This is a genomic window from Vasconcelosia minhoensis LEGE 07310, from assembly GCF_015207255.1.
GTDB classification, from domain to species: domain Bacteria; phylum Cyanobacteriota; class Cyanobacteriia; order Phormidesmidales; family Phormidesmidaceae; genus Vasconcelosia; species Vasconcelosia minhoensis.
The window spans coordinates 24,340-48,342 of the sequence record NZ_JADEXG010000042.1 but is presented as its reverse complement, the minus strand read 5'-3'; the positions used below and the strand labels follow the sequence as shown (position 1 = coordinate 48,342).

Here is a 24,003-nt window from a genome sequence, read left to right as displayed (position 1 = left end):
GCTCCCCGCTCCCCTCTTCCCTCTTCCCTCTTCACCCTCTCCCCCCCAACACATTCCCCTGCTGGCTCACCTCAACTAGCGAAACGCCCCACCGTATGACCCTCTATCTCAAACTCAATCAGCCCCCGGCCCATTCCCGGGACTATCACCTCCAGGCAGAAGTCTTCAAAGACAAATGGGCCGTTCTTAAGTCGCTGCCGCTGCCCTGGTCGGTGGTGATGAGGCCAGAACGACTGATGCTGTTAAACGATTCTCAAAATTAAAGGCGCTGCCATCCGCACTCGATCTAGATCCGTACGCTGACGTAACAGATAAAATCTAGAAAGTCTGCTTCTGGACTAATATCTTCTGCCTGAGGATTGAAGTTATTTCCATTTGGTCGGCCTGATGAGGGATTATGACAGACCTCTTTGAGCACCACGGTGAGCAGCAGATTCAGGCGGAAGCGCCGCTGGCGGCGCGGATGCGACCGCGATCGCTAACTGAATTCATCGGCCAGGACGCCATTATCGGGCCGGGTCGGCTGCTGCGCCGGGCGATTCAGGCCGACCAGCTAGCTTCGCTGATCTTTCACGGGCCGCCGGGGACCGGGAAAACGACGCTGGCCCGGGTGATTGCCAACACCACCCAGGCCAACTTCATTTCACTCAACGCGGTGCTGTCGGGGGTGAAGGATATTCGAGCCGCGATCGCGGCGGCCCAGCGCGATCGCGGCCAGTTTGGTCGTCGCACCCTTTTGTTTATTGACGAGGTGCATCGGTTCAATAAGGCCCAGCAGGATGCGCTGCTGCCCTGGGTGGAAAACGGCACGGTGATTCTGATTGGGGCGACCACCGAGAATCCCTACTTTGAAGTCAACAAAGCCTTGGTCAGCCGGTCGCGCATCTTTCAGCTCCAGCCGCTGACCGCCGACGATCTGCGGCGGGTGGCCCAGCAGGCCCTGGCCGACCCCCAGCGGGGCTACGGCCAGCGGACGGTCAAGCTTGACTCAGAAGCGCTGGATCATCTAGTCAATGTTGCCAACGGCGATGCCCGCGCCCTGCTGAATGCGCTGGAGCTGGCCGTCGAGACCACTCCCACCGATGGGGCTGAGGTCATTCATATTACCCTGGCCGTTGCCGAAGACTCAATCCAGCAGCGGGCCGTCCTCTACGACAAAGAAGGCGACGCCCATTTCGACACAATCAGCGCCTTTATTAAAAGCGTCCGCGGCTCCGACCCCGACGCCACGCTGTACTGGCTGGCTCGCATGGTCTATGCGGGCGAAGACCCGCGCTACATTTTTCGGCGAATGGTGATCCTGGCCGGGGAAGACGTGGGGCTGGCCGACCCCCAGGCTACTGTCGTCGTCAGCGGCTGCGCTGCCGCCTTTGACCGGGTGGGGATGCCCGAAGGCCGCTATCCGCTGGCCCAGGCGGCGCTGTATCTGGCCACTGCGCCCAAGTCGAACAGCGTTATGGGCTTTTTTGACGCCCTGGCCGCGGTCGAGCAGGCCCAGCAAACCGACGTGCCCAACCCGATCAAGGACGCCAACCGCGATAAAAAAGGCTTTGGCCACGGGGCGGGCTATCTGTATCCCCACGCCTACCGCGACCACTGGGTGGCGCAGCAGTACCTGCCCAGCAGCCTCCAGGGTCAGGTCTTCTACCAGCCGTCAGACCAGGGCTACGAAGAGAGCATTCGTCAGCAGGTGGCGCGGCGGCGGGAGGCCCAGCTGGCTGCTCTAGTAGAAACCGCTCCCGACCCCGCCGGGCTCACCTACGGCCCGACCGACTCGGCCCAGGATCGCTGGCTGCTGCGCGCCCAGGGTGAAGTCGGCGAGCAGCTGGGGGAAATCCGCGATCGCGTTTTTACCCCGCCGCCTCAGCGCCATCACCGCCTGCTCGACCTTAGCGCCCGCAGCGGCCTGCTCACCTGGGAGGGTCTGCGGCAGGTGCCCGAGGGCGGCGTCTATGCCTGCGTAGAGCGAGCCCAGGACTATGCGGCCTTAGCAGAGCAGGCGGCCCGGCTGCCGGAGGTGGCCCGGCCCGTGTTGCTCCAAACGCCGCTGACAGACCTGAAGGCGGCCCTCGATCGCCAGGCTCCGGGGGTGAAATTTGAGCGGATTGTAGGCCGGAATGGGCTGATGACACAGCCGGATAAGGCGGCGATTATTCAGGTCATGGGTGAGGTTTTAGCGATGGGGGGTGAAATCGCGATCGCGGAAACGATCCCCCGCCGTGCCCCCCGGCTCTATCAGTACCTCAACCCAGAGGAGCTTGACCCGGACCTCTACGCTCGCCTGGCTGCTGCCGAAGCTGCCATCTATGCCGACCCCAAAGACGCCAGAGTCAACTGGGACGCAGACGACCTGCGGCAGCTGTTCTTAGCGGCGGGCTTCCAGCTAGAAACTGCCCTCCAAACCTATACCAGCTCGATGACCGTAACCGAGCAGCGGCTGGCTGACTGGTTTGAGCCCAGCCAGCCGGGCCGAGGCTATGCTAGCCGCATTGGCCAGCAGCTTAGCCCGGCAGAAGTTGCCACGGTGCGCCAGTGGTTTAGCTGCCAGCTGCGCCAGCAGACCGTACCCTGGACGCGGACGGTAATATTCATTCAGGCCCGGCGACCGCTATAATCATTCTCCGATTGAAAGGCCCTTAATTAAAACGCTCAGCCATGCTTGGCCTTGCCCTGCATACGGCCAGTCCCGACCTGGGGCTGGCGCTCAAATCCTTTGAAGATCAGACCAGCGCCGTCAGCCGCGAGCAGGTTTGGGGCTTAGGGCGAGACCTCTCCACCCAGATGCAGCTGAAGCTGATGGAATTTATCCAGCCCTATCGCTGGACCGATCTGGCCTTCTTAGCCGTGGCCCAAGGACCGGGCGGATTCACCGGCACCCGCCTGGGGGTGGTCACGGCGCGTACCCTGGCGCAGCAGCTCCAGATTCCCCTGTATGGCATATCGACGCTGGCAGCGGTGGCGCTGGCACGTTCAGCTGCTGGCCCGGGCGACATTGCGGTGCAGATGCCCGCTCGGCGCGGCGACCTGTTCGGTGCGATCTATCGACGGACGGCCCTGGGTGACCTGGAAACCGTGATAGCCGATACGATATACCCCGCCGCCGATTGGCTGGCCAAGCTGGCTGCCTGGGATAGACCGCTGCAAACGATCGAAACCGTCACCGGTGAGGGCTTGGGAGATACCGCTATGGCGCTTTTAGACCAGGCTTACAGCCAGTGGCAGCAGGGTCAGCGGCCAGCCTGGTCAGCGGTTTTACCCTTTTATGGGCAGCATCCGGTGACGGACTGAAATTTGGGGCCTGACGGTTACCGGGGTCGCTGGCCGTCACGCCGACCCAGGTCATATACGCCACAGCCAATACAGGCAATAATGCCCATGCTAATCGTCCAGCTTTTCCCCAGGCCCAGCTCGACGCCGTAGTTGAGCAGCGTACCGGCGATTAGAAATGGAATAATGCTAAAAATAGAGGCCCAAAACGCATTTTGCGCCTCCCTGCCCTGGCGGGTTCGCTCAAATTCTGACTGAGAGGTATACAGTGAGCGTTCTGCGAAGTTAAACCATCGATTAAACTGTTCGGTAACCCAGTCGCTGAGGGGCGAAAAGCCCATGTATAGAGCCAGAGACCACAGCGCGATGCCGGCAATCAGGACTTTGTCGATTGGAATGGAAGGCAGCATAGGCGAGGCTGTGGACTATAGCAGTCGGGTCTGTTCTTGTTTTAGCAAATTCCTTTGCTGAAGGAAAGTCGTTCTACCGCCCGACTGCCTCGACGCGCCCTTCCTTTCCCTTTATTTACCATTCGCCATTTGCCCCATGCCCAATCCAGATTCTGCCCAAACCCAAACTGCCAAACTACCGCACCGGCTGATTCGGCCGATCGGGGCCTATACCCTTTCGGGACTGGCCATTCATCAAGAGCTGCTGCTGACCCTGGATCGGACACGGGGATACCTGCTCCAGGTCAATCCGAAGACAGACGGCACGACCCTCTTGAATACCCAGCAGGCCGCCGCGTTTGAAGAGGCGACTGGGCTAGCGCTCTGGGAAGGCAAGCTCTACATCGCGCGGCACCATCAGGTACTAACGGCGACCCTAGAGGACCTGACCCCGACTCCGCTGCTGTCGCTGCCCTACCTAATTGACAGTATTGCCGTATGGCAGCAGACCCTCTATATCTCCAGCCAGAAAGCGGGCTACATTTTTATCTACGATCGCGATAGCCACGACCTAATTACCAAGCTGCCGCTGCCGGGGATTGGGGTGGCGAGCATTGCGGTGTGGGGCGACTACCTCTGGGCAGTGGACCAGACAGAGCAGACCCTATTTTGCCTGGACCGGGCGACTGGAGAGCAGATTTTTAGCGTGTTGACGCCCTTTGCCGGGCCGACGGGCGTTGCCGTGCTGCCCGAGACGACGCCCGATCGCGGCACGGTGTGGGTCACCTATGCCGACGACGAAGCCTACGTCCGCGACGATCCAAATAATCCAGACTTTCCCTACCAGCTGACCTTTCGCGATCGCACCTTCATCCATCCACTCCACTATCACTACCGCCCGGACGAGCGCTATGCGGTCTCCAACCGCTTCCGGGTCGAGATGATCTATGCCGAAGAAATTGAGCCACTAGACGAGGTGCAGCTCGGCCCGTTTGAATGGCGGATTGCCTTCCCAGCAGACACGCTACGGCAGCGGGTGAAATCGGTCGAGCCGATCGGCCATCCCTTTACGGAAGTCGAGGTCAACGGTCAGCGGGTGGCCGTATTCAAGTTTGATAGCCTCTCGGGGCATGACCGCCACCTGTTTGGCTGGCGGGCTGTCCTGGAAGTGCAGGGAATTAAGTACCAGGTGACGCCGCGCCTGGTCGAAGGCGGCCCAGCCCTGCCGGACGACCTCCAGACCCGCTACCTGGTAGATGATGATGAGCTGGCCATGGACAACCCCCTGATCCTGGCCGCCGCCGAAACCGCCGTGGGCCGGGAAACCAACCTGCTGCGTAAGGTGCTCAGCATTCGCAACTACGTCTACGACCGGCTATCCTACGGCATTCGCCCGGCAATCGACACGCCCGATATCGTGATCGAGCGCGGCATTGGCTCCTGCGGTGAATATGTAGGACTGCTGCTGGCCCTCTGTCGGCTGAATGGGATTGCCTGCCGCACCGTGGGTCGCTACAAATGCCCGCCCCACGCCGAGCAAATTAACCAGCCGCTGGTACCCGAGTTCAACCATGTCTGGATCGAGTTTTACGTGCCCGATGTGGGCTGGCTGCCAATGGAGTCGAACGTGGACGACATTCAGGACGGCGGCCCTTACCCCACTCGCTTTTTTATGGGCCTGCCCTGGTACCACATGGAAATGGCCAAAGAAGTGCCCTTTGAGCGGGTTCACTTTGCCCCGGCCGACGTGGAGAAGGAGATCAAAATTGGCAACCTGGCCCTAAACCACGTCCGGTTTCGGATCCTGGAGGAAATGCCGCCGGTTTGATGCCCGCTTCTACCCAGCCAACCGCGTCAGCAGCACCGGGCAGTTGGCATAGACCCGCACATAGTCCGACAGCGATTCGCCCAGCAGCCGGTCCAGGTCGGGCATGCCCTTGGCAATCGAAGGGCGGCGGTCGGGAGAGCCCAGGACCAGCAGATTCACGTTCAGGTCGTCGGCCAGATCGCAGATCCGCGCGCCGGGTTTGCCTTCGGGGGCCAAACAGCGATATTTGATGCCGTACTTTTTCACCTCGGCGACGGCGGGGGCGAGCACCGGGTCGCTGGCGGGGTTGGCCGTAATCGCGTCATCGACCTTATTTTTAAGGTTGGAGATGGTGTGAACCAGAATGATTTCGCTGTCTTTGACGTCGCGCAGCAGCGCGATCGCGTACTTTAACCCAGCCTGGGCCGAATCCGACGGGTCCATCGCCACCAGCACCCGCCGAATCGAGCGAATGCTGTAGAGGTCATCCTTCACCAGCAGCATGGGCTGAGACGCCAGCTGAAAGACATATTGGCTGACGCTATTATCTAAAATTGCCTTCAGCCCCTTCAGCCCCCGCGAGCCCATAATAATCAGGTCGCTGTCGATTTCATCGGCGACCTTGCAGACCACGTCTTTGGGGTCACCCTCCCGCAGCATCGCCGTCACCTTAGCGGCGTCCAGGTTGAGCGTGTGGATAGCGCTCGCTAGGGTTTTGCCGCCCTCCTCCCACTTTTTCGTCATCGCCTCGGCCCCGATCTGGGGCGGCACTACGTGCAGTACCGTCACCTGAGCCCGCTGAATCAGGGGAATTTCCATCAGCACCTTGAGCATTTTCTCGGTATTCCCCATCCCCGAGTCAGCCAGGAGAATTTTCTCAATCATGGGCACTCCTTAGTTTTTGCAGCAGTTTCTGCGGCCATTCACCGTGACGGCAGACCTCTCTGAGCCCTATTCTACGGCTAAGCTATGAGCCCGCTTCGGGGTTCTTCAAATAGAGAAACATTGAGCAATATAGCGAGTTACATTCCGACATAGGAGACACAGATGCCCCCCCGCTGGTTTGAATATCCCTTTCGCGTGCAGCCCCACCATACGGACTATTCCGGTGTGGTCTGGCACGGCACCTACATCACCTGGCTAGAAGCAGCTCGGGTAGACTGCCTGAGCCAGATGGAGATGCCCTTCGACCAAATCTTTGCCGCTGGCTTTGACCTGCCCGTGATCGACCTCAGCCTGCGCTACCACCAGCCCCTGCGGCTGGGAATGGCAGCGGTCGTCAAAGCTCGCCTTGCCCCCCAGCAGAAAGTCCGCATTCAGTGGCTCTACGAAATTGAGACGGTCGGTCCTAGGCCGCAGACCTGCTTGACCGGGCAGGTCACGCTGGTGGTAATCGACCGGCAAAGCGGCAAAATCGTCCGACGGCTACCTGCTGAAATTCAGCAGGTGATCGATCGGCTGCTGGCTTACTTGGCTGAAGCGGATAGGGTTGGGGACAGCTTAGGTTAGGGCTGGCTGAAAGAGCTGTAAGTGAGGACAGCAAAGGAATTCAAGCGAGTATCCTACCCAATCTTGAGGGACTAAAATAACTTCCCTTACATTTCTTATCAAAGCAAGTCACCTTTCCACAGCCTTTCCACAGCTTTTCCACAGGCAGACGGCGTCTTTCCACAGCCTCAGACGCAGGCAGGTGATCCCAGGGACTTCTGTGGATTATGCAGAATGTTCGTAAGTGACTCATTTTTGCCGAATGATTACAAAGTTATGTAACAAAAAATAGGGCGAAAGCCTGATTCTTTCGTAACCGTAAAATTTCTGCAAAGGTTTCTGTAACGTTTTGCAATATTGCATTTTGCATGGGCTTGGCCCACAATATCCCCTACTAACCGAAACCGCCCTGGCTGACTGCGATTCTCTCAGGAGAGGCGCTGCGATCGCGCTTTGTCATCGCCAGCTCAGGCCGCGTCAATTTGCCGTGCTCAGCATTAAGGAATCTACTATGATCACCCCCCCCAAGGTCAGCCTATCGGTCGAAATTCCCGAAGACCTCCACCTGTCGCTTCAGAGCTATCTCGATACCCATACCGAGTGGAACCAGGACCGCATGTTTTGCGTAGCGCTGTCGCTTTTCCTAATGCAAAACGGCGTCAATCAGCGTCAGGTCAGCCGCATTTACCTGGATAACTTATTTGGCTATGCGGCCTAGTTCGGCTCTCTGGCGGCCTGACATAGAATGGAGCCAGCCGCCCCCACCTGATAGAACAGTCCAACCCGATGACTATCCGATTCAAACGCACTGCTCTAGTAGCGCTATCGCTGCTCCTGGTCGGACTGCTGCTGCGCCCGGCCAGCGCCTCGTCAAATCTACAGTCTCGGGTCGTCCGCCTAGAGTTCGACCTGCGGTCGGTGCAATCCCAGGTCAGCCAGCTCCAGTCCCAGCTCAGCCGGCGCGGCCCTCCCGGTCGCCCCGCGCCGCCTACGGACTCGGCACCCGCCCCGACTCTGAATGGGCCCTCGCTGGACGAACAGTTCGACAATCTGGCGATATTGGTAATCGAGATGAGGGACCAGGTTAGAGCCTTAGAAAGCAAGGTCGCTGAGCTGGAATCTCGCTGAGCCGAAGCCTCAGGCTCGCTCAAGCCGGATTCGCTCGGTCTGCCCCAGGTCAAAGTCTGCCGCCAGCTGGTCTAGCCCCTCTGCCACCTGGCCCGGTGCTTTCACCTGTAACCCCTGATAGCAGCGGCGGCGATGCTCTGGGTCTTGCTGAAAGGCCGCGATCGCGCGCCGCAGGGGTTCTACCACCGGGTAGGCCGCTTCTGCCTTAGTGAATGCCGCTGCTGGCAGGGCATCCTGCCGCCGCAAAATAGCCAGGTCGATCAGGTCCCGTGACAGGACGCCCGCGTCGAGCCAGCGATCGCTGTTGGCTAGCAGTTTCTCCGCTGCCGCATCGACCTCACAGAGCCCAGCAATTGGACACCAGTTAGGTTTTTCGGGTAAATCTAGGGCAATCCGTCCTTCAGAAACGATCTCCAACCGAATCGACAGGCCGTCTACGACCACTGGAAATCGAATGCCATAATGATTGGCCTGCACCTCGCGGGGAAAATCCAGGCCGTCCGTGCGCTCAAATAAAGCCCGATGGCGCTGGTCAAACACGGCCCGTCGCAGCCGCAAATAGCCCGCCTGGTCCGAACAGAGCAGGTCAATGTCCCGACTCAGGCGATACTCGCCGTATTTCAGCGCTAGCCAGGTGCCGCCGCCGAAGTAAGCCTGGCAGTCGGCCAGCAGGTCAGCCTTGAGCTGGCTGAGGATAGTTAAAATTTTCTGATGCTGATCTAAAGTGAACATGTCTCCCAGCCAGGAACCGTAGGCCGCCACCAGCCGATCGACAAAGGCCGCTTCTGGCGGCTCCAGGTCGGCCAGCACGCCCCGATAGTGCCAGCCCCGCTCGTAGCGCTGGAGCATCTGCCGGGGCGTCAGCTGATGCACGTCGCTGACCTGCCAGCAGACCGCTGCTAAAAACGGTAGTTGGTTTGGAATTGCCCCAGGCTCAGTCATCTCCCCGCCTGCTATCCGACCGGAGCGACAAATTCACCCGTACTGAGGCTCAGCGGCACCAGCCGATCGTCCGTCGTCAGCCCCAGCAGCATTTCCTCCTGGGGTTGAATAATCCGATCGGTCAGGGCGCAGCGCTCCTGCTGCTGGGCCGTTGAGGGCAGCGTGGCGCGAATCTGCAGCAGCTGGGACTCGGTCTGCCGCTCGACATAGTCCCACAGCACCTCGCGGATGAGCGCCTGATAGCCCTGCCGCCCCGCGATCGCCTTGAGCTTGTCGATCAGCGATCGCTCAAAGCGGATACTCGTCACCTGCATTTCGGTCGTCGCGGTTTGGGACTTGTAAGGCATGGGTATTTTTCGAAAAAAGATGGACTTTCTAATATTACAAGTGTAGTATAGGGGAGTTGCATTGGCAGGTGCTCCTATGGTTAAGCAGCCATTGGTTAAGCAGCCATTCCCGACAACCTGGTTTCAGTCAGCCCTGACAGTCGCTGCGGGCGAGCCGACGATCCAGGTGCCACGCTGAGGCGGTGCGGCTCGTGCAGCGAGCTCAGCGGCGCTATGCGTTGGATTGTCGCCCCTTTAAGCTGTAAGCCAACGGCAGCACTGGGGCCACCACCGGCTTGAGTCGTTGACAAAGTCCATATGGTTGCGCCCCGGCATCTGCTCAACCTTAATATCTCTCGCAGTCGGAAACGCCTGCTCGATAGCGGCTTTGAACCTCAGCGCGCCGTCGGCAGGCACGTGGTTATCAGCCCCACCGCAGAGAAAATAGAGCTTTGCCCCCCGGGCATATCGCTCGGGGTGGGTGAGCGGATTCAGCTCGTCATAGAAATACTGGCCGTAGGCATCAGCCTTGCCCTGCTCTAAAAGCTGTTCGGGATTGCCGATCTGATGCATTCCCGGGCGGCACCAGTCCGGCGTTGCGATCACGGCGGCCACTCGCTGAATGCGGGAATCAATTCCAGCAGCGGCAACGGCGATATCGCCGCCCATGGAGAGGCCGCCCATCCGCACGTCCGGCCCAACTCCCAGGGTGGCCATAGCCCAGTCGATTACCCGCAGCGTATCCAGCGTCGTCTGACCTAGAATCGGCCACATATGCTGGCGAAATTGGCCAAATACCCTTGTCCTAATCTGCTCACGGGACTCGGCGCGATCTCGCCACCAGAAACCGAACCGACGTTTCTCATTCGCTGTTGCCGGCAGTATCTGTTTGCGATCGCCATGCTGCCAGGGGTCAAAACTGAGCGCCATAAATCCCAACCCAGCGACGTCGTTGAGAAATTCGAGTACTTGCTCCTTGGAGCCGCTGAAGGGAGGCAGCAAAATTACCAGCTTATTCCGAGACTTGTCCGACGTAGGTTCAATCCAGGTGACGGGGATATGCTGAACCCATTCCGTCTTTCTCGGCAGCGGATGGGTCTCGTCACTCATAGGGCACTCCAATCTGCTGGCAAGCTTTCTTCAGGATAAAAGTTTTGATAGTACCCCATTTCAGTAATGATGCTAGGCTGCCCCCCTGAATGCAAGCATTTGAGTATTCGAAATCATTATCTGTGGAGCACTACCCAATCCTGGTTCTCATGTGCAATCCCAAGCTGTCTCTTATTGATGTGCCTCCATATACGCTCGTAGCAATTGATTAATCTGTGTTTGATAGCCCCGACCTTGAGACTTAAACCGCTCCAATACATCGCTATCAATGCGGAGTGTAACTTGAGCCTTAGTTTTTGTAGCAGGTAAACCCCGCCGCACTACCGCCTTAGCAAACATTTCTGGCGTAATCTCTGGGCAATCTAATAAATCAATAGATCGAAGCACCGCGCTACCGGCGCGAGCATCAGGGTTTCGACTTGCAGTTCATACATAGAGGCGGGCTAACGTTCAGGTTAAGCGGCTGTTAGGAAACTTTGCAACAACACCAAGACCTCTCGGCAGTCCGCTCCAACCGGGTTGTTATACCGCGACTCATTGCAAGATGTGTAGCCCGTGAACTACACCACTTTCTGAATCAAATCTAGGTTCAATGATAGATAAAAATCTATTATCCCCCTTTTCAAAATGCCTAAAAACAGCGTAAGCAATCAAGTCAGCAAGTTGAATCAGTCTTGATGCTTTTGAATCTAAAAAGAGAGGTACTTCCGAAAAGTTCCTTATCACACCCCAGGTGTATCCAATCGCCCTAAAGTCAGTTGCCAGAGATTGAATTGTTGTCTCATAAGTAGATTTATCAAAGATGATGATTCCTCTGTGCGTGTCGCCGTTCCTATGCAATCTCATCAAGTACTTATCAAATCTACTGGCTAATTGCTCAAATGCAGCCTCAACAGGGTCTTTTGGAGATACCGCAGATTTTTTGATCACGCTTGCAAATAATCGATTGCTAGGATGAGATTGCAGAAAAAATTTTAGGGCATCTTCAATCGCTTGATGCCGATTTTCTTTAGGATGACTCCTCCATTGCCCTCTTCCTCCGAACATGGGGCTGCCATGTCACTCAACTACTGCTGGATCAGCAGGATCAAACCTAGCTGCAATTTGGTCAAGCTGGTTAGCAATCCAATATCCTTGTCGCTCAAACACACAAAACCCAGCTAGCACGAAATACTGTTGATTTGGGTCGTGGGTTGTACCAGACTCATCTACGTACAGTAGATACATGCTGCTTCATATCCCTTTAAAGGCAAAATCAGTCAAGGGAAGACCATGCTTCCACGATCCGAAAAGGTCAGATCTCTTGACTGTGCCTCTAATTGTATCACTTGCTCCACCCATTGCCTAAGTAGGTCGGCACAATTAAGCCCAAGGATGTCATTCCGTTCGCGAAGCGGCTCCAGAGGAGCAACGAAGCCGAGGAATCTCTTGATATGTAAAGGCTCCCGTGAGATGCTATAGCCCAAGGGGCATGGCTGCGCTAGCGCAATGCTCAGCATGACATAGTCCTACAAATGATTAGGATAATCTACTTACTTCATCTAAGACGCCTCCCAAGATACTGTTTAGGTGACAGTCTCACAGATAACTCAGCGGCATAACTAGGTTATTAGACCTACTCTTGCAGCCTATCTATCCCAATCAGCTAGATAGACTGCGAGCTATCCATACAGTACGCTCATATTAGGTGGATATATGGATAGTTTCAGGATATCTTCCAGTTGCAAGCAGTCAGTTCATAGACTCTGTGGCAGATTAATACATACGTTCTGTTGGCCTAGCGTATGGAAACTCGGCCTAGAAAGCTTCTTAAACAAGTTCGTGACCAAACTAAACTCGGATTAAGCACTACTCCTACCGTACTGAGCAAACCTACTTCTACTGGATTCGTCGTTACATCCTGTTTCACGGCAAGCGCCATCCAGCCGAAATGGGTGGAGCTGAGATCGAATGAGTTTACAGGGCTGAGGTCGCAGTGCCTTGTTCAGGGCTTTAGTCGGCAGAGATCGCGATCGCAGCTTCCAAAAAAACACTGCCCAATCCCATTGCTCCATCACTTAATTTTGCCAATCTCTCGACCGATTGCCTCTATCTGCTCGTAGTTTTGGTTTTCAGTCTCGATGAATTTTTCTGCCCCGAATAGGGATAAAATCTCTGCCTGTTCAGGATCGCTGGGGTCGAGCTGGAGCAGCGCCGCCTGAATCTTTTCGGTAAAGCCCTCGCCGTACTCAGCTTCGACCGCCGGATTCACGACCCAGTGATAGTCGTAGTAGGCAGGCGTCCGCCAGATTTCCTTGACTCGGCTCTGATCGACTTCGCCCGCTTCTAAGCGGCTGAGCCAAACCTGCTCGTTTAGCGCCCCAGCATCGTAGGTGCCCGCCTCGACTAGCTTCAAGGTGGCATCATGGGAGCCGGAGAAGCCGGGCTCGCCCTTGAAGTCCGACAGGGCCAGGCCCGCCTGCTGGAGAAAGTACTGCGGCATCAGTCTGCCGGAGGTCGAGGATTCGCTGCCGAAAGTGAAGGTATGGCCCTTCAGCGCCGTTAGGCCGCTGATGTCGTTGATTTCATCAATGCCGCTAGCGGTGTTGGCGATAAAAACGCTATGGAACTGCTCGTCGATGTCGCGCTGCGCGATCGCGGTTGCCCCCTCCACTTGAAGCCGGGCCTGAACCCCAGTCAGGCCGCCAAACCAAACCAGGTCTAGGTCGCCCACCTTAAACGCCGTCACTGCTGCGGCGTAGTCCGTTACCGGCTGATACGCCACTGGCACCCCGAGCTGCTGGCTGAGATAGTCGGATAACTTGCCATAGAGCCGCTGGAGTTCTTCCGGATCCTGGTCGGGAATCGCGCCGACCGAGAGCGGCTCCACCTCATCGCCCGAGGCCGCAGCTCCATCAGCCGATGGGGCTAAATCCGCCGCTGGCTCTGGTGAACAGGCCCCGAGCAGCAGCGCCAGCTCACAAAGTCCTGCTAGCAGCGAATGATGAACCTTGACCATGCCGACAAATCATCCTGCTTGTAAATGTTGAGACGAAATCTGAGGCTATCAAGATTTTCAGCTGAGGGCAATAGGCCATTCGGCCAGATAATTCAGCTAGCACCCAACGGCCATTCAAAAACGATTTGGAGAACATTTATGCCCAGCCCCGCTGCAACCTGGTCCTACCCTTACCCGCCCCTGCTCCCCGGCAGACTGCTCAAGCGCTATAAGCGTTTTTTTGCCGACATCGCGCTGGACTCAGGCGAGACGATCACCGCCCACTGTCCGAATACTGGCCCGATGACCGGCGTCTGCCATATTGGCGGGCGGGTGATGGTCTCCCGCAGCGACAATCCCAAACGCAAGCTGGCCTATACCTGGGAGCTGGCTGAAGTGACCGACACGGTCCCCACCTGGGCCGGTGTGAACACGGCGCTACCCAACCGGGTAATTCGCTCGGCTCTGGCGGCTCGGCTCTTTCCAGAACTGGGGCCGTATCAGGAGATTCGTCCGGAAGTGCCCTACGGAAGCGATCGCAAAAGCCGGATTGACTTTCTGCTTACCGGCGCGGCTGACGACCCGCCGGTTTATATCGAGGTCAAAAATACGACCTGGGCGCAGGGCACCTGTGCCCTTTTCCCCGATACGGTCACTACCCGCGGCCAAAAGCATCTCAGCGAGCTGACGGCACTATTGCCGACCGCCAGCGCAGTCATGCTGTACTTCATCAACCGTTCTGACTGCACAAGGTTTTCCCCAGGCGACACCGCCGACCCGCGCTACGGTTTTTTGCTGCGTCAGGCGATCGCCCAGGGCGTAAAAGTGCTCCCTTGTCGGTTCGAAATCACCCCGACTGAAATTCGCTATCTAGGACAAGCCAATTTGATCATCGACTCAGCCTCTGAGTAAAAACCCCTCAGGTCAATGACCTGAGGACAGTCCTCTGCTAGCGATGCCGACGAGCTATGGGGAGTTTCATCCCTTCAAATTGGCTCATTTTGGGAAAATTATTTTTTATTTTCCAGCGGCATTTTTTTCAAACTATCCACAGCATTTCCACAGTATCCTCAAAGGTTTTCCACAGGTTATGCCGAGTTTTCCACAGGTTCATACGCTAGCAAGGGACTCTCACCGGTTTCTTGGGAATAGGCTCAGCGATCGCCTGATTTATGAGAAAACCACGGGTTCATGTCAATTTATGTAAATAAAAATGGATTGAAACCCCTATTCCTTCGTCAAAACCCCTTTTTTGGGCTGTCGGATTCCAAGGAATTGCCACATTGACAAACAGTCCCCCCCATAGCGCACAATGATGCGACCGATAGTCAAAAAGCGCTCCGCTCAGGGAATCTGCAACTTGCTATAGCCGCAGGCGGCAAGCCCCACAGCGAGACAGCGCTAGTTTTGCCTGTCCGGTTTTGGACCTGCGGGCTGAAGCCGGATCGCCTTGAGATCAACGATTGAGGATTCCCATGCAAGTCAATATCAGCATCCTGGCCGAGATTCCCGAAGACCTTCACGAGTCACTCAAAAGCTTTTTGGAAAGCCATCCCGCCTGGGATCAGGACCGGGCGTTTTCGGCCGCGCTGTCGCTTTTTCTACTGCAAAACGGCGATAGCGATCGCCGCACCTCAAGAATCTATCTGGACACCCTATTTAACTACGCGACTTAGCACAAAAAGGACTTAATAGCGAAATAAGCACTCAAATTTTTCAAATTTGGTTCGCTCAAGCACCTGATCTATCGAAGAAATGGGTATAGTAGATAGGATACAAAGTCGTTAGCACACCTTAGCCATGTCTGCCAATCCTGCACCCAGGTCTGCTCCTCCTCGGACAGCAACGCAGGATTCTTTGTTACTCAAAGATATTTTTCAGTCTATTGACGCGCAAAGCTGCCCCAAAACCTACAACTTCCACATGCATACCCACTGCTCTGACGGGCGTCTTAGCCCTGAGGAGCTAATGACTCAGGCGCTTGAGATTGGTCTCAAGGGTCTAGCCATTACCGACCATCACACCCTCAAGGCGTACGATCGCGCCCGGCAATGGATGGAAGACTGGCAGTGGCGCAACCCGTCTCACTGGGGTCGGAAGGCGAAGAAGGTGCTGCCTCGCCTTTGGACAGGCGTAGAAATCACCTCTCTGCTCGCAGGGACGGAAGTCCATATTCTTGGGTATGCCTTCGACTCAAAACATCCCATCATCCTGCCCTACCTTCAGCACACGGCTCCCCGAGGAGAAGAAAAGCAGGCGGCTCGCGTGATTGCTGCCATTCAAGCCGCAGGCGGCCTAGCCGTACTGGCCCATCCCGTCCGCTACCGCACCGCCGAAGATATTTTGATTCACGCTGCCGCCGACCTCAACATCGATGGCGTAGAGACCTACTATGCCTACGACAACCCCCCTGTGTGGCGGCCTAGCCCCGGCAAAACCCAGCGGGTAATGGCCCTAGCTAGCCAGCGGCAGCTGTTAAGCAGCTGTGGGACTGACACCCATGGCATGGTGCTAACCCGGCGTATCTAAAGCCGCTATCTTTTTAGCAGCAGCTTTTTGACAGGCATCTAGGAAAATCTAGGAAAAATCTAGGAAACTAGAAACATCAGCATGACTATGCCCGTGCAGCCCAGCACAAGCAGTAGCCCAAAACCAACCGACAGTCCAAGTTCAGATCCAGAAGAAATTTTCATTTTTAAAGGTAGAGACTTATCGTCCCATAAACATTTGTCTATACGATCTAAATCATATATTTAGTGTTTAGAAAGAAAGTTTTAATTAATGGTCCGCAAATAAACGTAATCGCGCTTAACATGGCTCACCTAGCGCGGAGGAGAGGGACTTTAACCGCGGGCGGCCCGACGTAAATTGACCTGGTAGGGGTCGGCATCAAGGCGATTTCAGCAGCTTTCCCCACAGCGCATTGTAGGGGTGAACATCTCGGGTCGGCTGCCCGGCTCGCACCAGTAACCTGCCTTCATTGAACCATTGAAAAATCGAGCCTTCCAGATTGGCAACCGACTCGAACCCAGCCTGCTGAAGCTCATTCGCCAGCCGGGCCGAACGGTAGCCGACGGAGCAATAGACCACTAGATCATCCTGGCGGGAGAGTTCTGCCTGCACGGTTGGTAGGTCGGGAATATGCCTGGCCTGGGGAATATGGCTAACCGCAAATTCTTCCGCTGTACGGGCGTCGAGTAGAATGGGCGGGTTGGGCTGGCATAGTCGCTGGGCTAGGGCCTGGGTGGTGAGATGCGCGATCGCGGGGAACCGCAGCCGAATGAGCCCGTTGATCTCTTTCCAAGCGAGCTCTCGCGGCAGGGTTTGTAAACTGTCTAAAGAGAGCATATTTTAGGACGGAGCCCAAGCGCTGACGATGATTGACTTTGCCCCCTGGGATCAGATGCTACGGCAGCATGTAGACTCAGCTGGGCGAGTAGACTACCGCCGCTGGCAGCAGTTAGCCGGGGAACTGAGCCACTGGCTGAGCACACTGGAGCAAATCAATCTGGCCTCCCTGGAAGCTAATCACAAGCTAGCACTGCTAATCAATCTCTACAACGCCCGGGTGATTGAGCAGGTCATGCAAAAATATCCGATTGACTCAATTCGACCTAGCTGGTTAGGAATTCCGAATTGGATAGCATTTTTGTGGTTTTTTACTAAGCCCGTGCATCGGCTAGAAAGCAAGCGCGTCAGCCTCAACCATATCGAACACAGCATTCTGCGCAAGCTAGGGGAACCCCGAATTCATTTTGCCTTAGTCTGCGCAGCGGTCGGCTGCCCGCTGTTACGCAATCAGGCTTACTGTCCAGAACAGGTGCAGGCTCAGCTAGCGGAAGACGCCCAGCGATTTATCGGCAATCCTGCCAAGGTGGACTACCGGCCAGCGCAGCACCAGCTCTATTGCAGCAAAATCTTCAAATGGTATCGCTCAGACTTCCTCCAGGCTGCTCCGTCGATCCCAGCCTATATTCAGCGCTATCGGTCCATTCCTAAATTAGACACCGCCGCTGTAGAATACTTGCCCTACGACTGGAGCCTGAATGACCAAAGTAGTACACCCTGAAAACATTACGGAGTCCATTTGGTCAAGAACAGCTGCCAAACTCAAAGTCCTTCTCCCCAGGAGAGAAGGATTTAGGATGAGGGCGTACGGGTAGTTACTCAGCCGAAAATCTGATTACTTCGGACTAATCTCTCGCCGCTGGCGGATTTGCTGCATGAAGAACTCTTCCAGCGTGGGGCGGGCGAGATGGAAGCTGACGATTTGGGCGTTCATCAGGCGGACGCTGGCGGTGAAGTCGAACAGGTCGCCCTTGAGATGGCCCTGCCAGTAGCCGTCCTGGAATGAGAGGTCGGCGATCCACTTTTGCAGCACGTCGAGGCTGCCCAGTCGGCCTTTGACAAAATACTGCTGGGGGACATTAATTAGCTCATCCAGGGTGCCGACGCAGACCAGTTCGCCCTGGTCGAGGATGGCAATGCGATCGCAGATCAGCTCCACATCCGACAGCACATGGCTGTTAAAAAAGATCGTTTTACCCTGCTGCTTCAGGGACATGATTATTTCTCGCACCTGGTAGCGACCGGTGGGGTCCAGGCCGGACATCGGCTCATCCAAAAAGACAATCTCGGGGTCGTTGATCAGCGCCTGGGCCATGCCAATCCGCTGGAGCATTCCCTTCGAGTACTGGCGCAGCTGCTTTTTGATCGCCACGCTGCGGGCCAGCCCCACCAGGTCAAGCAGTTCCGGCAACCGCTGTCGCTGCACCGAGCGGGATAGGCCAAATAGCCCGGCCGTGTAGCTGAGAAATTCCCAGCCGGTCAGGTAGTCATAGAAGTAGGGATTTTCCGGCAGATAGCCGATTTTGGCTTTGACGGCGCGATCGCCCGCCGGTTTACCCATCAGCTTGGCCTCGCCCTGGCTGGGCCGAATGATGCCCAGCAGCAGCTTCAGCAGTGTGGTTTTACCGGCCCCGTTGGGACCCAGTAGGCCAAAGGTTTCGCCCTTTTGAATCGAGAGGGTGCAGCCCTTTAGCGAAGCGATATGTTTATTCATCCAGAAGCCCGTGCGGTAGACCTTGCGCAGGTCGCGGGTGGTGATGATGGCTGGCCGATAGATGATCGCGGTAGAATCTTGCTCAAGCGGGGTCGCAGTCATGATCTGTCCGTGTTTACGTCACAGTCTAAATCAGTTATTTCATATATTTCACCAACCGGGAGTTAAAACTAACAGTGGATCGCTCAAAAATTGTGGCCATCGTCACCGGCGTGATCTCCATTCTGATCGCGGTGGCCTATCTGGTGCTGGTGCAGGTATTGGACTTTCGCGGTGAAATGCAACCCGCCCCGATTAGCGCTTTGCCGGGTCTGACAGCCAGTTCGACAGGTCTCGGCCAATCAGGTCTTGCAGCTTGAGCATGTCTTCGCGGTAGTAGTCGAAGAGCAGCTGGCGGTCTTCTTCGGGCAGGGATTGGCTGGATTTGTCTTGGGAATTGGCGGCGATTAGGCGCAATCGCAGCTGCTGGCGGACCGACTCGGGCAGTACCTGGCGCAGCGCCCCGGCGACGGCAGAGCGAATCGGATTTTTAGTCCTCAATAGCCGGTTGACCGCCTGATTTTTGGGAACTTCTGCTGTCTGAAATCGCTTTTGGGTGTCGGCGGTGAAGTCGCGCTCGACGCCGATGAACTGATAGATTTCGCGCATCATCTGGGTGCTGTCGCGGCGCAGGTCGTCGTAGAGAAAGACCTTGATCTGCGGCCAGCCAAAGGCATCGACGTAGTGGCTGAGCTGCTCGTAATAGCGGCCCTTCAGCAGCATATGAGAACTCTCTGCTTTGGTTTTCACCTGCTCCCCTAGGGACTTCGGCGAGCCGATGGCATCGCGGACATGCATCAGATAGTCAGAGTAGGCCCGCTCAACCGGATTGCGCAAAATCGCAATTAGCCTGGCGTCGGGGACGTATTTTTGAATATTCGGGATTGCCTTGCGATAGGCCATCATGTAGTTGGGCGAAGCTTCCCCAATCGCCAGCTCGTCGGTGACGTTGGCAAACAGGCTCTGATAGTCTTCCAGGGTCAGAATCCGCCGCCGCCCGCCGGGAGTCGTCTTCTTTTCAGGAATTTGAGACAGGTCGCGGCTAAAAAACTCCGTCTCCTTACGAGGACTGACGTAGACCTGTGGGTGCTGCTTCAGGTACTCATAAACCGAGGTAGACCCGGCCTTTTGGACGCCAATAATTAAAAAGTTAGGAAGCGGCATAGCTAGAAACTGTAAGAGAAATAGATAGGAAAAATCATGGGAATCCTGAGGCTGTCAGGATTACTCTAATCGCGATTCCCGCCTTTCCCTAAAGCACCGACAATCCGAAGCTGCTTCAGGCTTTCAACAAGAGCAATTTTGCTGTTTGACATGGGCTCCTGCGTAAGACATAGCGACTGACCCTCTATTTGAGCTGCCCGGCTAGCCTGTTGATAGCGAGTTTTTAGAAGCTCCCAGTTCATGACCATCTGTTCATAATCGGCATGAAGCTCGCCCCCGCCAGCTGGAATTTCACGTTCGATATCTACCGCCAGTTTAATATAAATCCCTAGGGCTTCCAGCATCTGCTGCATTTGCTCGGATGTCGCACGGCGACGGATAATCTGGAGCATCAGTAAGCCGTCAGGAGCGGATAGATCTCGCCGCGCATCAGGAAATGTCAACCCTGATTTCCAGGTCAGATATTCAGAAACTGTAAGAGCAGTGGAGGCAATCCAATCGCATTAGCAATATGTCTACAGTTCTACGTGAGCAGGTAGTCCAAACCGTAAACAGTAGCTACTGCAATATAGCCAATTTCATAAACATGAGGTCGGTCAAATGCTACCGAGTGGTTATAGTGGATTTACCTCTTGAGTATTATCATGAGATAGAGTAAGCCAACTGTAAACTTCCTTTAAGCTTATGAGTAATTTGCAAGAAATTGAACGTGCTGTCAGTCAACTATCAGCAGAAGAGCTTGCCGATTTTCGATCCTGGTTTGCAGAATTCGATGCAGAAACATGGGATCGACAGTTTGAGGAAGATGTCGCAGCAGGTCGGCTTGATGATTTGGCTAAACGAGCATTTCAACATTTGCGTGAAGGGCGCTGTACCGATTTGTGAGGCATCGTGCAACCCCTGATTTTTGGTATTACTATCGGCAGTTACCAAGCGAGATTCAAGAGCTAGCCAATCGGTGCTATGAATTACTTAAGCAAGATTCTCGGTATCCATCGCTACACTTGAAAAAGGTTGGTTCATTTTGGTCAGTACGGATTGGAATTCGCTATCGTGCCTTAGCGGTAGAAGAAAATGATGATATTGCCTGGTTTTGGATTGGAACCCATGCAAAGTATGACCGATTATTGCGGGGTGGTTAACACCAGCTAACAAGTCGTTGGGTCAGCGAATGAAAATTTGTTGCTTCGTTTCAGTTAATACTGGTCTCGATGTAAACAGTCTTACTCGTGTAGAGCTGTGCAAATCATATTTTTTGTCTTAATCTTGGCGAATCCCTACTGAGCTAGCGGGGGCTGAATGACTCGCTCGATCGCGGTTTGTAAAAACTGGCGGAGGAAGTCGTCGCGGCGGTTGAGCTGATACTGCCGCTCGATTACGGCCTGCATGCCGCCGTCGCCCCAGTCCTGATGCTGCTGAAAATACTCGATAAAGCTTTTGCCGGCAATCCGAGTCAGGTAGGCGGCGCTGACGCCCTGCACCAGCTTGCCGGCGACGGCGGTGGCGAGATTGGTCTGGAGGCCGACGGCGAGTAGCTGCATGGCACCCTTGACGATGCCCAGGCCGGTCAGCGTCTTGGCCAGCGACAGGGCCAGGGTTTTTGCATCTTCGATGCTGACTTCTACGCCGTAGACTTTGCCTAGCTCGACCACCATTTGCGTATTCACCGCCGCCGTGGCCAGCATATCTACCACCGGCAGCGGCGTCGCCGCCAGGACGCCCGCGCCGATCCACTGATAGCGATCGACAATGGCATCGGCCTGCTGCTGGCGCTGGGCGGTGAGCAGAGTGCGGGCATTTTCGCTGAGCTGCTGCGACTGAAGCAGCAGGCTGTCAGCCATCAGATCAGCGCCTTCACTGCGCAAAATCGCAATAATCCGGTCGATTAGGCGGGCGATGTCGGGCTCGGGCTGAAACCAGCCGCCCTCTGACAGGGGAACGGCTTGAGGCTGGGCCGCGATCGCAACCACATCCTCTGGTGCCAACAGTCCAGAAGCGCGATCGCGCAGCCGCTGGAGCAATATCTGCCGGTCAGCGTCGGGATAGCGATCAATTTTATTCAGAACTAGAATGGCGCGTTTGCCAATCTGAGCCAGTGCCTGGAGCGGCTCATACTCGGCCCGGTGAATGTCATCGTCAATCACAAACAGCAGCAGGTCGGCGCTGGTGGCCAGCTGTTTGGCCTGGCGCGATCGCTCAGTCCCCGCAACGCCTGCTTCCAGCAGTCCTGGCGTATCGGTTAGCCAAACTTCCTGACTCAGCCCAGGCACCGCCAGCCGGTAGGTCTGCCCCACCGTCGTGGTTCCTAATGTAGGCGCGACCGGCCCAGCAATTTCGCCCATCAGCGCATTTACCAGCGACGTTTTGCCTGCCGAGCCTGTACCAAAGACAACGAGGTGAAAGGACTGACGGATAAACCGGTCGGCCAGCCCCTGCGACTGCTGCTGAAGCGCCTGCTGGGCAACCGTATCCTGAATCTGGGCAACCTGCTGGCGCACCGCCTGGAGATTGGCCTCGGCTGCTTCTACCCGCGTGGCGGGGGGCTGGGGCTGCGAACGGCGGCGGGGACGCAGAAACAGCCAGGCATAGTAGGCAATCACGCCCAGCGCCGCCAGCACAATCAGGCCGACTAGCAGCACCAGCATCTGGGCCAGCAGCGGCGACACCGCCGCGACACCGGCATAGAGCCGGGATAGGGAATCGACCAGCCACAGCAGCAGCCCGACTAACAGCAGGGCGCCAACCGCTAAAGAGAGAACACGTAACCATCGCATAGGGCCATCGCATCGGGGACTGCTCGATCCAATCCCTTGCAGCTTAGCCGATTCTAATTAATCCAACGAAAGATAGGTGAGCAATCCAACCGAGGGGCGTATGCTGACAGGGACAAACGTTAACGGGAGAACCAACAAACCGATGGGACTTTTCGACCAGGTTGCCAGCGCGATTCAAGATCCTAACCGTCAGGCCAGCAACGGCCAGATTAGCCAGATTATGTCTGCGGCGCAGCAGATTGGCCAGCAAAATAACGCTGATCCCTCAACGATGCAACAGGCCATGTCTGTGGTAGGCAGCTTTGTTCGCTCATCCCTGCGGGAAAAGCGCCAGGCCGAGGGCGACGCCGCGGCGCAGGCGATCGTCAACCGCAGCTCGGACAATGGGACCGCCGCGATTCAGCAGCTGTTTAGCGCCGGTCGGCAGCAGCAGATGACCGAAGCCGTTTCCCAGCGCACCGGACTGAGTATGAGCCAGGTGCAGTCGATGCTGCCGGTACTGGTGCCGCTGGTGATGAAGTTGCTCAGCTCAGGCTCTAACCGCACCGGTGTGACGGCTGGCAATAGCAATAATATTCTCAGCACCTTCCTCGACGCCGACAACGATGGCGACGTGGATATGGGAGACATGCTCAGTATGGCTGGAAGATTTCGCTAATGTTGCTGACCCTGCAGGCAGGACTAGAGAATCTGCGATAGGAACTTTTGGCTGCGCTCTTCCTTCGGATTATTGAAGAAGGCTTCGGGGGTGTTTTCTTCCACCAGCATGCCCTCATCCATCAGTACCACCCGGTCGGCGACCTCGCGGGCGAAGCCGACTTCGTGGGTGACGCAGACCATGGTCATGCCGTCTTTGGCCAGGTTGCGCATCACGTCTAGCACCTCGCGCACCATTTCCGGGTCGAGGGCAGAGGTCGGTTCGTCAAATAGCATCACCTTGGGCTGCATGGCCAGGGAACGCGCGATCGCGACCCGCTGCTGTTGCCCCCCCGAGAGCTGCCCCGGATACTTGTAGGCCTGTTCCCGAATGCCGACCCGATCCAGCAGCCGCATGGCAATTTCTTCGGCCTTAGACTTTTTCCAGCGGCGTACCCAAATCGGGGCTAGGGTGACGTTTTGCAATACCGTCAGATGCGGAAACAGGTTGAACTGCTGGAATACCATTCCCACCTCGCGGCGGATGGCTTCAATATTTTTTAGGTCGTGGGCAATCTCGATGCCGTCAATCTCAATTTTGCCCTTTTGGTAGGGCTCCAGGGCGTTGAAGGTGCGGATGAAGGTTGACTTACCCGAACCCGACGGTCCCATAATGACGACCACTTCTCCTTTATAGATATTGAGGGAAACGCCCTTCAAAACGTGAAAGCCATTGTCGTACCACTTTTCGACATCCTGCGAGACAATCACGGCCTCGACGCCTTGGGCGTTGGTCAGCGTCTCTTGAGCTTCGGTTTCAGACTGTGTCATCGGATTCTCCACGGGTGAAAACGCATCTCCTGTGCTAACCAAAGGTTTCCCTTTATTCTGACA

26 protein-coding genes and 3 pseudogenes are annotated in these 24,003 nt (G+C 56.1%); 15 read left to right on the top strand and 14 right to left on the bottom strand.

Annotated elements, in window-relative coordinates; genetic code table 11:
- From IQ241_RS16660 to tsaB, 3 genes and pseudogenes are all read left to right on the top strand, one after another.
- Nucleotides 1–263: pseudogene (locus IQ241_RS16660) on the top strand (molybdate ABC transporter permease subunit); the annotation flags it as partial.
- A gap of 134 nt (nucleotides 264–397) precedes the next feature.
- On the top strand, nucleotides 398–2,614 hold the full coding sequence (locus IQ241_RS16655; RefSeq protein ID WP_193909214.1) for an AAA family ATPase: 2,217 nt from the start codon (nucleotides 398–400) through the stop codon (nucleotides 2,612–2,614).
- A gap of 41 nt (nucleotides 2,615–2,655) precedes the next feature.
- Nucleotides 2,656–3,288 carry a tRNA (adenosine(37)-N6)-threonylcarbamoyltransferase complex dimerization subunit type 1 TsaB gene (gene tsaB / locus IQ241_RS16650; protein ID WP_193909212.1) on the top strand — a complete coding sequence of 211 codons (633 nt, stop codon included), beginning with the start codon at nucleotides 2,656–2,658 and terminating at the stop codon, nucleotides 3,286–3,288.
- 17 nt (nucleotides 3,289–3,305) lie between these two features.
- Here tsaB and IQ241_RS16645 read toward each other — a convergent pair whose 3' ends face one another.
- Entirely contained in the window at nucleotides 3,306–3,677 is a 372-nt protein-coding gene (locus IQ241_RS16645; protein ID WP_193909210.1) for a hypothetical protein, read from the bottom strand.
- A gap of 136 nt (nucleotides 3,678–3,813) precedes the next feature.
- Between IQ241_RS16645 and IQ241_RS16640 the strand changes: the two genes are divergently transcribed.
- Nucleotides 3,814–5,484 (top strand): transglutaminase-like domain-containing protein, encoded by a 1,671-nt coding sequence (locus IQ241_RS16640; RefSeq protein WP_193909208.1) that lies wholly within the window; start codon nucleotides 3,814–3,816, stop codon nucleotides 5,482–5,484.
- Between the two features lie 9 nt (nucleotides 5,485–5,493).
- Here IQ241_RS16640 and IQ241_RS16635 read toward each other — a convergent pair whose 3' ends face one another.
- Entirely contained in the window at nucleotides 5,494–6,348 is an 855-nt protein-coding gene (locus IQ241_RS16635) for a universal stress protein (protein ID WP_193909206.1), read from the bottom strand.
- A gap of 162 nt (nucleotides 6,349–6,510) precedes the next feature.
- Here IQ241_RS16635 and IQ241_RS16630 point away from each other — a divergent pair, with 162 nt between their 5' ends.
- The 3 genes from IQ241_RS16630 to IQ241_RS16620 all read left to right on the top strand — a co-directional run bounded on the left by IQ241_RS16630 (nucleotide 6,511) and on the right by IQ241_RS16620 (nucleotide 8,079).
- Nucleotides 6,511–6,972 carry an acyl-CoA thioesterase gene (locus tag IQ241_RS16630; RefSeq protein WP_193909204.1) on the top strand — a complete coding sequence of 154 codons (462 nt, stop codon included), beginning with the start codon at nucleotides 6,511–6,513 and terminating at the stop codon, nucleotides 6,970–6,972.
- Between the two features lie 490 nt (nucleotides 6,973–7,462).
- Nucleotides 7,463–7,669 carry a DUF2811 domain-containing protein gene (locus IQ241_RS16625; protein ID WP_193909202.1) on the top strand — a complete coding sequence of 69 codons (207 nt, stop codon included), beginning with the start codon at nucleotides 7,463–7,465 and terminating at the stop codon, nucleotides 7,667–7,669.
- Nucleotides 7,670–7,737: 68 nt separating this feature from the next.
- Complete coding sequence (locus IQ241_RS16620) at nucleotides 7,738–8,079, top strand: hypothetical protein (RefSeq protein ID WP_193909200.1); 342 nt, start codon at nucleotides 7,738–7,740, stop codon at nucleotides 8,077–8,079.
- A gap of 9 nt (nucleotides 8,080–8,088) precedes the next feature.
- Here IQ241_RS16620 and IQ241_RS16615 read toward each other — a convergent pair whose 3' ends face one another.
- The 5 genes and pseudogenes from IQ241_RS16615 to IQ241_RS16595 all read right to left on the bottom strand — a co-directional run bounded on the left by IQ241_RS16615 (nucleotide 8,089) and on the right by IQ241_RS16595 (nucleotide 11,684).
- Nucleotides 8,089–9,021, bottom strand: coding sequence for a nucleotidyl transferase AbiEii/AbiGii toxin family protein (locus IQ241_RS16615; protein ID WP_193909198.1), 933 nt, complete (start codon nucleotides 9,019–9,021; stop codon nucleotides 8,089–8,091).
- Nucleotides 9,022–9,032: 11 nt separating this feature from the next.
- Complete coding sequence (locus tag IQ241_RS16610; RefSeq protein ID WP_193909196.1) at nucleotides 9,033–9,368, bottom strand: hypothetical protein; 336 nt, start codon at nucleotides 9,366–9,368, stop codon at nucleotides 9,033–9,035.
- A 234-nt stretch (nucleotides 9,369–9,602) separates the two neighbouring features.
- Nucleotides 9,603–10,457 (bottom strand): alpha/beta hydrolase family protein, encoded by an 855-nt coding sequence (locus IQ241_RS16605; protein ID WP_193909194.1) that lies wholly within the window; start codon nucleotides 10,455–10,457, stop codon nucleotides 9,603–9,605.
- Nucleotides 10,458–10,628: 171 nt separating this feature from the next.
- Nucleotides 10,629–10,844 carry a BrnA antitoxin family protein gene (locus IQ241_RS26615; protein WP_193909192.1) on the bottom strand — a complete coding sequence of 72 codons (216 nt, stop codon included), beginning with the start codon at nucleotides 10,842–10,844 and terminating at the stop codon, nucleotides 10,629–10,631.
- Between the two features lie 147 nt (nucleotides 10,845–10,991).
- Nucleotides 10,992–11,684, bottom strand: a pseudogene (locus IQ241_RS16595) (DUF3800 domain-containing protein).
- 557 nt (nucleotides 11,685–12,241) lie between these two features.
- On the opposite strand from IQ241_RS16595, the pseudogene IQ241_RS26610 reads away from it, so the two are divergent.
- Nucleotides 12,242–12,408: pseudogene (locus IQ241_RS26610) on the top strand (phage integrase N-terminal SAM-like domain-containing protein); the annotation flags it as partial.
- Nucleotides 12,409–12,510: 102 nt separating this feature from the next.
- Here IQ241_RS26610 and IQ241_RS16580 read toward each other — a convergent pair.
- The gene (locus IQ241_RS16580) at nucleotides 12,511–13,455 is read right to left on the bottom strand and encodes a putative selenate ABC transporter substrate-binding protein (protein ID WP_193909188.1); all 945 of its coding nucleotides are present in this window, start codon (nucleotides 13,453–13,455) and stop codon (nucleotides 12,511–12,513) included.
- 138 nt (nucleotides 13,456–13,593) lie between these two features.
- Here IQ241_RS16580 and sfsA point away from each other — a divergent pair, with 138 nt between their 5' ends.
- The 3 genes from sfsA (at nucleotide 13,594) to IQ241_RS16565 (ending at nucleotide 15,963) form a co-directional block, all read left to right on the top strand.
- Entirely contained in the window at nucleotides 13,594–14,346 is a 753-nt protein-coding gene (gene sfsA, locus IQ241_RS16575; RefSeq protein ID WP_193909186.1) for a DNA/RNA nuclease SfsA, read from the top strand.
- Between the two features lie 563 nt (nucleotides 14,347–14,909).
- Nucleotides 14,910–15,110: a DUF2811 domain-containing protein gene (locus tag IQ241_RS16570; RefSeq protein ID WP_193909184.1), complete on the top strand. Its 201-nt coding sequence runs from the start codon at nucleotides 14,910–14,912 to the stop codon at nucleotides 15,108–15,110.
- Between the two features lie 124 nt (nucleotides 15,111–15,234).
- Nucleotides 15,235–15,963: a PHP domain-containing protein gene (locus IQ241_RS16565; protein ID WP_193909182.1), complete on the top strand. Its 729-nt coding sequence runs from the start codon at nucleotides 15,235–15,237 to the stop codon at nucleotides 15,961–15,963.
- Nucleotides 15,964–16,323: 360 nt separating this feature from the next.
- On the opposite strand, the gene IQ241_RS16560 is transcribed toward IQ241_RS16565, so the two are convergent.
- Nucleotides 16,324–16,782: a rhodanese-like domain-containing protein gene (locus tag IQ241_RS16560; RefSeq protein WP_193909180.1), complete on the bottom strand. Its 459-nt coding sequence runs from the start codon at nucleotides 16,780–16,782 to the stop codon at nucleotides 16,324–16,326.
- A 28-nt stretch (nucleotides 16,783–16,810) separates the two neighbouring features.
- On the opposite strand from IQ241_RS16560, the gene IQ241_RS16555 reads away from it, so the two are divergent.
- Nucleotides 16,811–17,503, top strand: coding sequence for a DUF547 domain-containing protein (locus IQ241_RS16555; protein WP_193909178.1), 693 nt, complete (start codon nucleotides 16,811–16,813; stop codon nucleotides 17,501–17,503).
- A gap of 114 nt (nucleotides 17,504–17,617) precedes the next feature.
- On the opposite strand, the gene IQ241_RS16550 is transcribed toward IQ241_RS16555, so the two are convergent.
- From IQ241_RS16550 to IQ241_RS16540, 3 genes are all read right to left on the bottom strand, one after another.
- The gene (locus tag IQ241_RS16550; protein ID WP_193909176.1) at nucleotides 17,618–18,598 is read right to left on the bottom strand and encodes an ABC transporter ATP-binding protein; all 981 of its coding nucleotides are present in this window, start codon (nucleotides 18,596–18,598) and stop codon (nucleotides 17,618–17,620) included.
- 192 nt (nucleotides 18,599–18,790) lie between these two features.
- Nucleotides 18,791–19,699: a sulfotransferase family protein gene (locus IQ241_RS16545; protein ID WP_193909174.1), complete on the bottom strand. Its 909-nt coding sequence runs from the start codon at nucleotides 19,697–19,699 to the stop codon at nucleotides 18,791–18,793.
- Nucleotides 19,700–19,764: 65 nt separating this feature from the next.
- Nucleotides 19,765–20,091, bottom strand: coding sequence for a DUF5674 family protein (locus tag IQ241_RS16540; protein WP_193909172.1), 327 nt, complete (start codon nucleotides 20,089–20,091; stop codon nucleotides 19,765–19,767).
- A gap of 292 nt (nucleotides 20,092–20,383) precedes the next feature.
- Between IQ241_RS16540 and IQ241_RS16535 the strand changes: the two genes are divergently transcribed.
- Entirely contained in the window at nucleotides 20,384–20,584 is a 201-nt protein-coding gene (locus IQ241_RS16535) for a hypothetical protein (RefSeq protein ID WP_193909170.1), read from the top strand.
- Nucleotides 20,581–20,841 (top strand): ParE family toxin-like protein, encoded by a 261-nt coding sequence (locus IQ241_RS26605; protein WP_390622466.1) that lies wholly within the window; start codon nucleotides 20,581–20,583, stop codon nucleotides 20,839–20,841. The genes IQ241_RS16535 and IQ241_RS26605 overlap by 4 nt, the downstream gene beginning before the upstream one ends.
- A gap of 135 nt (nucleotides 20,842–20,976) precedes the next feature.
- Here the strand turns inward: IQ241_RS26605 and IQ241_RS16530 are convergent, their stop codons facing one another.
- Nucleotides 20,977–22,473: a YcjF family protein gene (locus IQ241_RS16530; protein ID WP_193909168.1), complete on the bottom strand. Its 1,497-nt coding sequence runs from the start codon at nucleotides 22,471–22,473 to the stop codon at nucleotides 20,977–20,979.
- 142 nt (nucleotides 22,474–22,615) lie between these two features.
- Here IQ241_RS16530 and IQ241_RS16525 point away from each other — a divergent pair, with 142 nt between their 5' ends.
- Entirely contained in the window at nucleotides 22,616–23,131 is a 516-nt protein-coding gene (locus tag IQ241_RS16525) for a DUF937 domain-containing protein (protein WP_193909166.1), read from the top strand.
- 23 nt (nucleotides 23,132–23,154) lie between these two features.
- Here the strand turns inward: IQ241_RS16525 and IQ241_RS16520 are convergent, their stop codons facing one another.
- Nucleotides 23,155–23,940, bottom strand: coding sequence for an amino acid ABC transporter ATP-binding protein (locus IQ241_RS16520; protein WP_193909164.1), 786 nt, complete (start codon nucleotides 23,938–23,940; stop codon nucleotides 23,155–23,157).
- Between the last annotated feature and the right edge of the window lie 63 nt (nucleotides 23,941–24,003).

Bases quoted from the DNA above. Each gene is read 5' to 3' on its own strand.
- IQ241_RS16625 (WP_193909202.1), top strand. From the start codon at position 7,463: ATGATCACCCCCCCCAAGGTCAGCCTATCGGTCGAAATTCCCGAAGAC.
- IQ241_RS16565 (WP_193909182.1), top strand. From the start codon at position 15,235: ATGTCTGCCAATCCTGCACCCAGGTCTGCTCCTCCTCGGACAGCAACG.
- IQ241_RS16520 (WP_193909164.1), bottom strand. From the start codon at position 23,940: ATGACACAGTCTGAAACCGAAGCTCAAGAGACGCTGACCAACGCCCAA.
- IQ241_RS16635 (WP_193909206.1), bottom strand. From the start codon at position 6,348: ATGATTGAGAAAATTCTCCTGGCTGACTCGGGGATGGGGAATACCGAG.
- IQ241_RS16655 (WP_193909214.1), top strand. From the start codon at position 398: ATGACAGACCTCTTTGAGCACCACGGTGAGCAGCAGATTCAGGCGGAA.
- sfsA (WP_193909186.1), top strand. From the start codon at position 13,594: ATGCCCAGCCCCGCTGCAACCTGGTCCTACCCTTACCCGCCCCTGCTC.
- IQ241_RS16610 (WP_193909196.1), bottom strand. From the start codon at position 9,368: ATGCCTTACAAGTCCCAAACCGCGACGACCGAAATGCAGGTGACGAGT.
- IQ241_RS16605 (WP_193909194.1), bottom strand. From the start codon at position 10,457: ATGAGTGACGAGACCCATCCGCTGCCGAGAAAGACGGAATGGGTTCAG.
- tsaB (WP_193909212.1), top strand. From the start codon at position 2,656: ATGCTTGGCCTTGCCCTGCATACGGCCAGTCCCGACCTGGGGCTGGCG.
- IQ241_RS16540 (WP_193909172.1), bottom strand. From the start codon at position 20,091: ATGCTCCAGATTATCCGTCGCCGTGCGACATCCGAGCAAATGCAGCAG.
- IQ241_RS16630 (WP_193909204.1), top strand. From the start codon at position 6,511: ATGCCCCCCCGCTGGTTTGAATATCCCTTTCGCGTGCAGCCCCACCAT.
- IQ241_RS16615 (WP_193909198.1), bottom strand. From the start codon at position 9,021: ATGACTGAGCCTGGGGCAATTCCAAACCAACTACCGTTTTTAGCAGCG.
- IQ241_RS16620 (WP_193909200.1), top strand. From the start codon at position 7,738: ATGACTATCCGATTCAAACGCACTGCTCTAGTAGCGCTATCGCTGCTC.
- IQ241_RS16570 (WP_193909184.1), top strand. From the start codon at position 14,910: ATGCAAGTCAATATCAGCATCCTGGCCGAGATTCCCGAAGACCTTCAC.
- IQ241_RS16545 (WP_193909174.1), bottom strand. From the start codon at position 19,699: ATGCCGCTTCCTAACTTTTTAATTATTGGCGTCCAAAAGGCCGGGTCT.
- IQ241_RS16550 (WP_193909176.1), bottom strand. From the start codon at position 18,598: ATGACTGCGACCCCGCTTGAGCAAGATTCTACCGCGATCATCTATCGG.
- IQ241_RS16535 (WP_193909170.1), top strand. From the start codon at position 20,384: ATGAGTAATTTGCAAGAAATTGAACGTGCTGTCAGTCAACTATCAGCA.
- IQ241_RS16560 (WP_193909180.1), bottom strand. From the start codon at position 16,782: ATGCTCTCTTTAGACAGTTTACAAACCCTGCCGCGAGAGCTCGCTTGG.
- IQ241_RS16525 (WP_193909166.1), top strand. From the start codon at position 22,616: ATGGGACTTTTCGACCAGGTTGCCAGCGCGATTCAAGATCCTAACCGT.
- IQ241_RS16530 (WP_193909168.1), bottom strand. From the start codon at position 22,473: ATGCGATGGTTACGTGTTCTCTCTTTAGCGGTTGGCGCCCTGCTGTTA.
- IQ241_RS16555 (WP_193909178.1), top strand. From the start codon at position 16,811: ATGATTGACTTTGCCCCCTGGGATCAGATGCTACGGCAGCATGTAGAC.
- IQ241_RS16580 (WP_193909188.1), bottom strand. From the start codon at position 13,455: ATGGTCAAGGTTCATCATTCGCTGCTAGCAGGACTTTGTGAGCTGGCG.
- IQ241_RS16645 (WP_193909210.1), bottom strand. From the start codon at position 3,677: ATGCTGCCTTCCATTCCAATCGACAAAGTCCTGATTGCCGGCATCGCG.
- IQ241_RS16640 (WP_193909208.1), top strand. From the start codon at position 3,814: ATGCCCAATCCAGATTCTGCCCAAACCCAAACTGCCAAACTACCGCAC.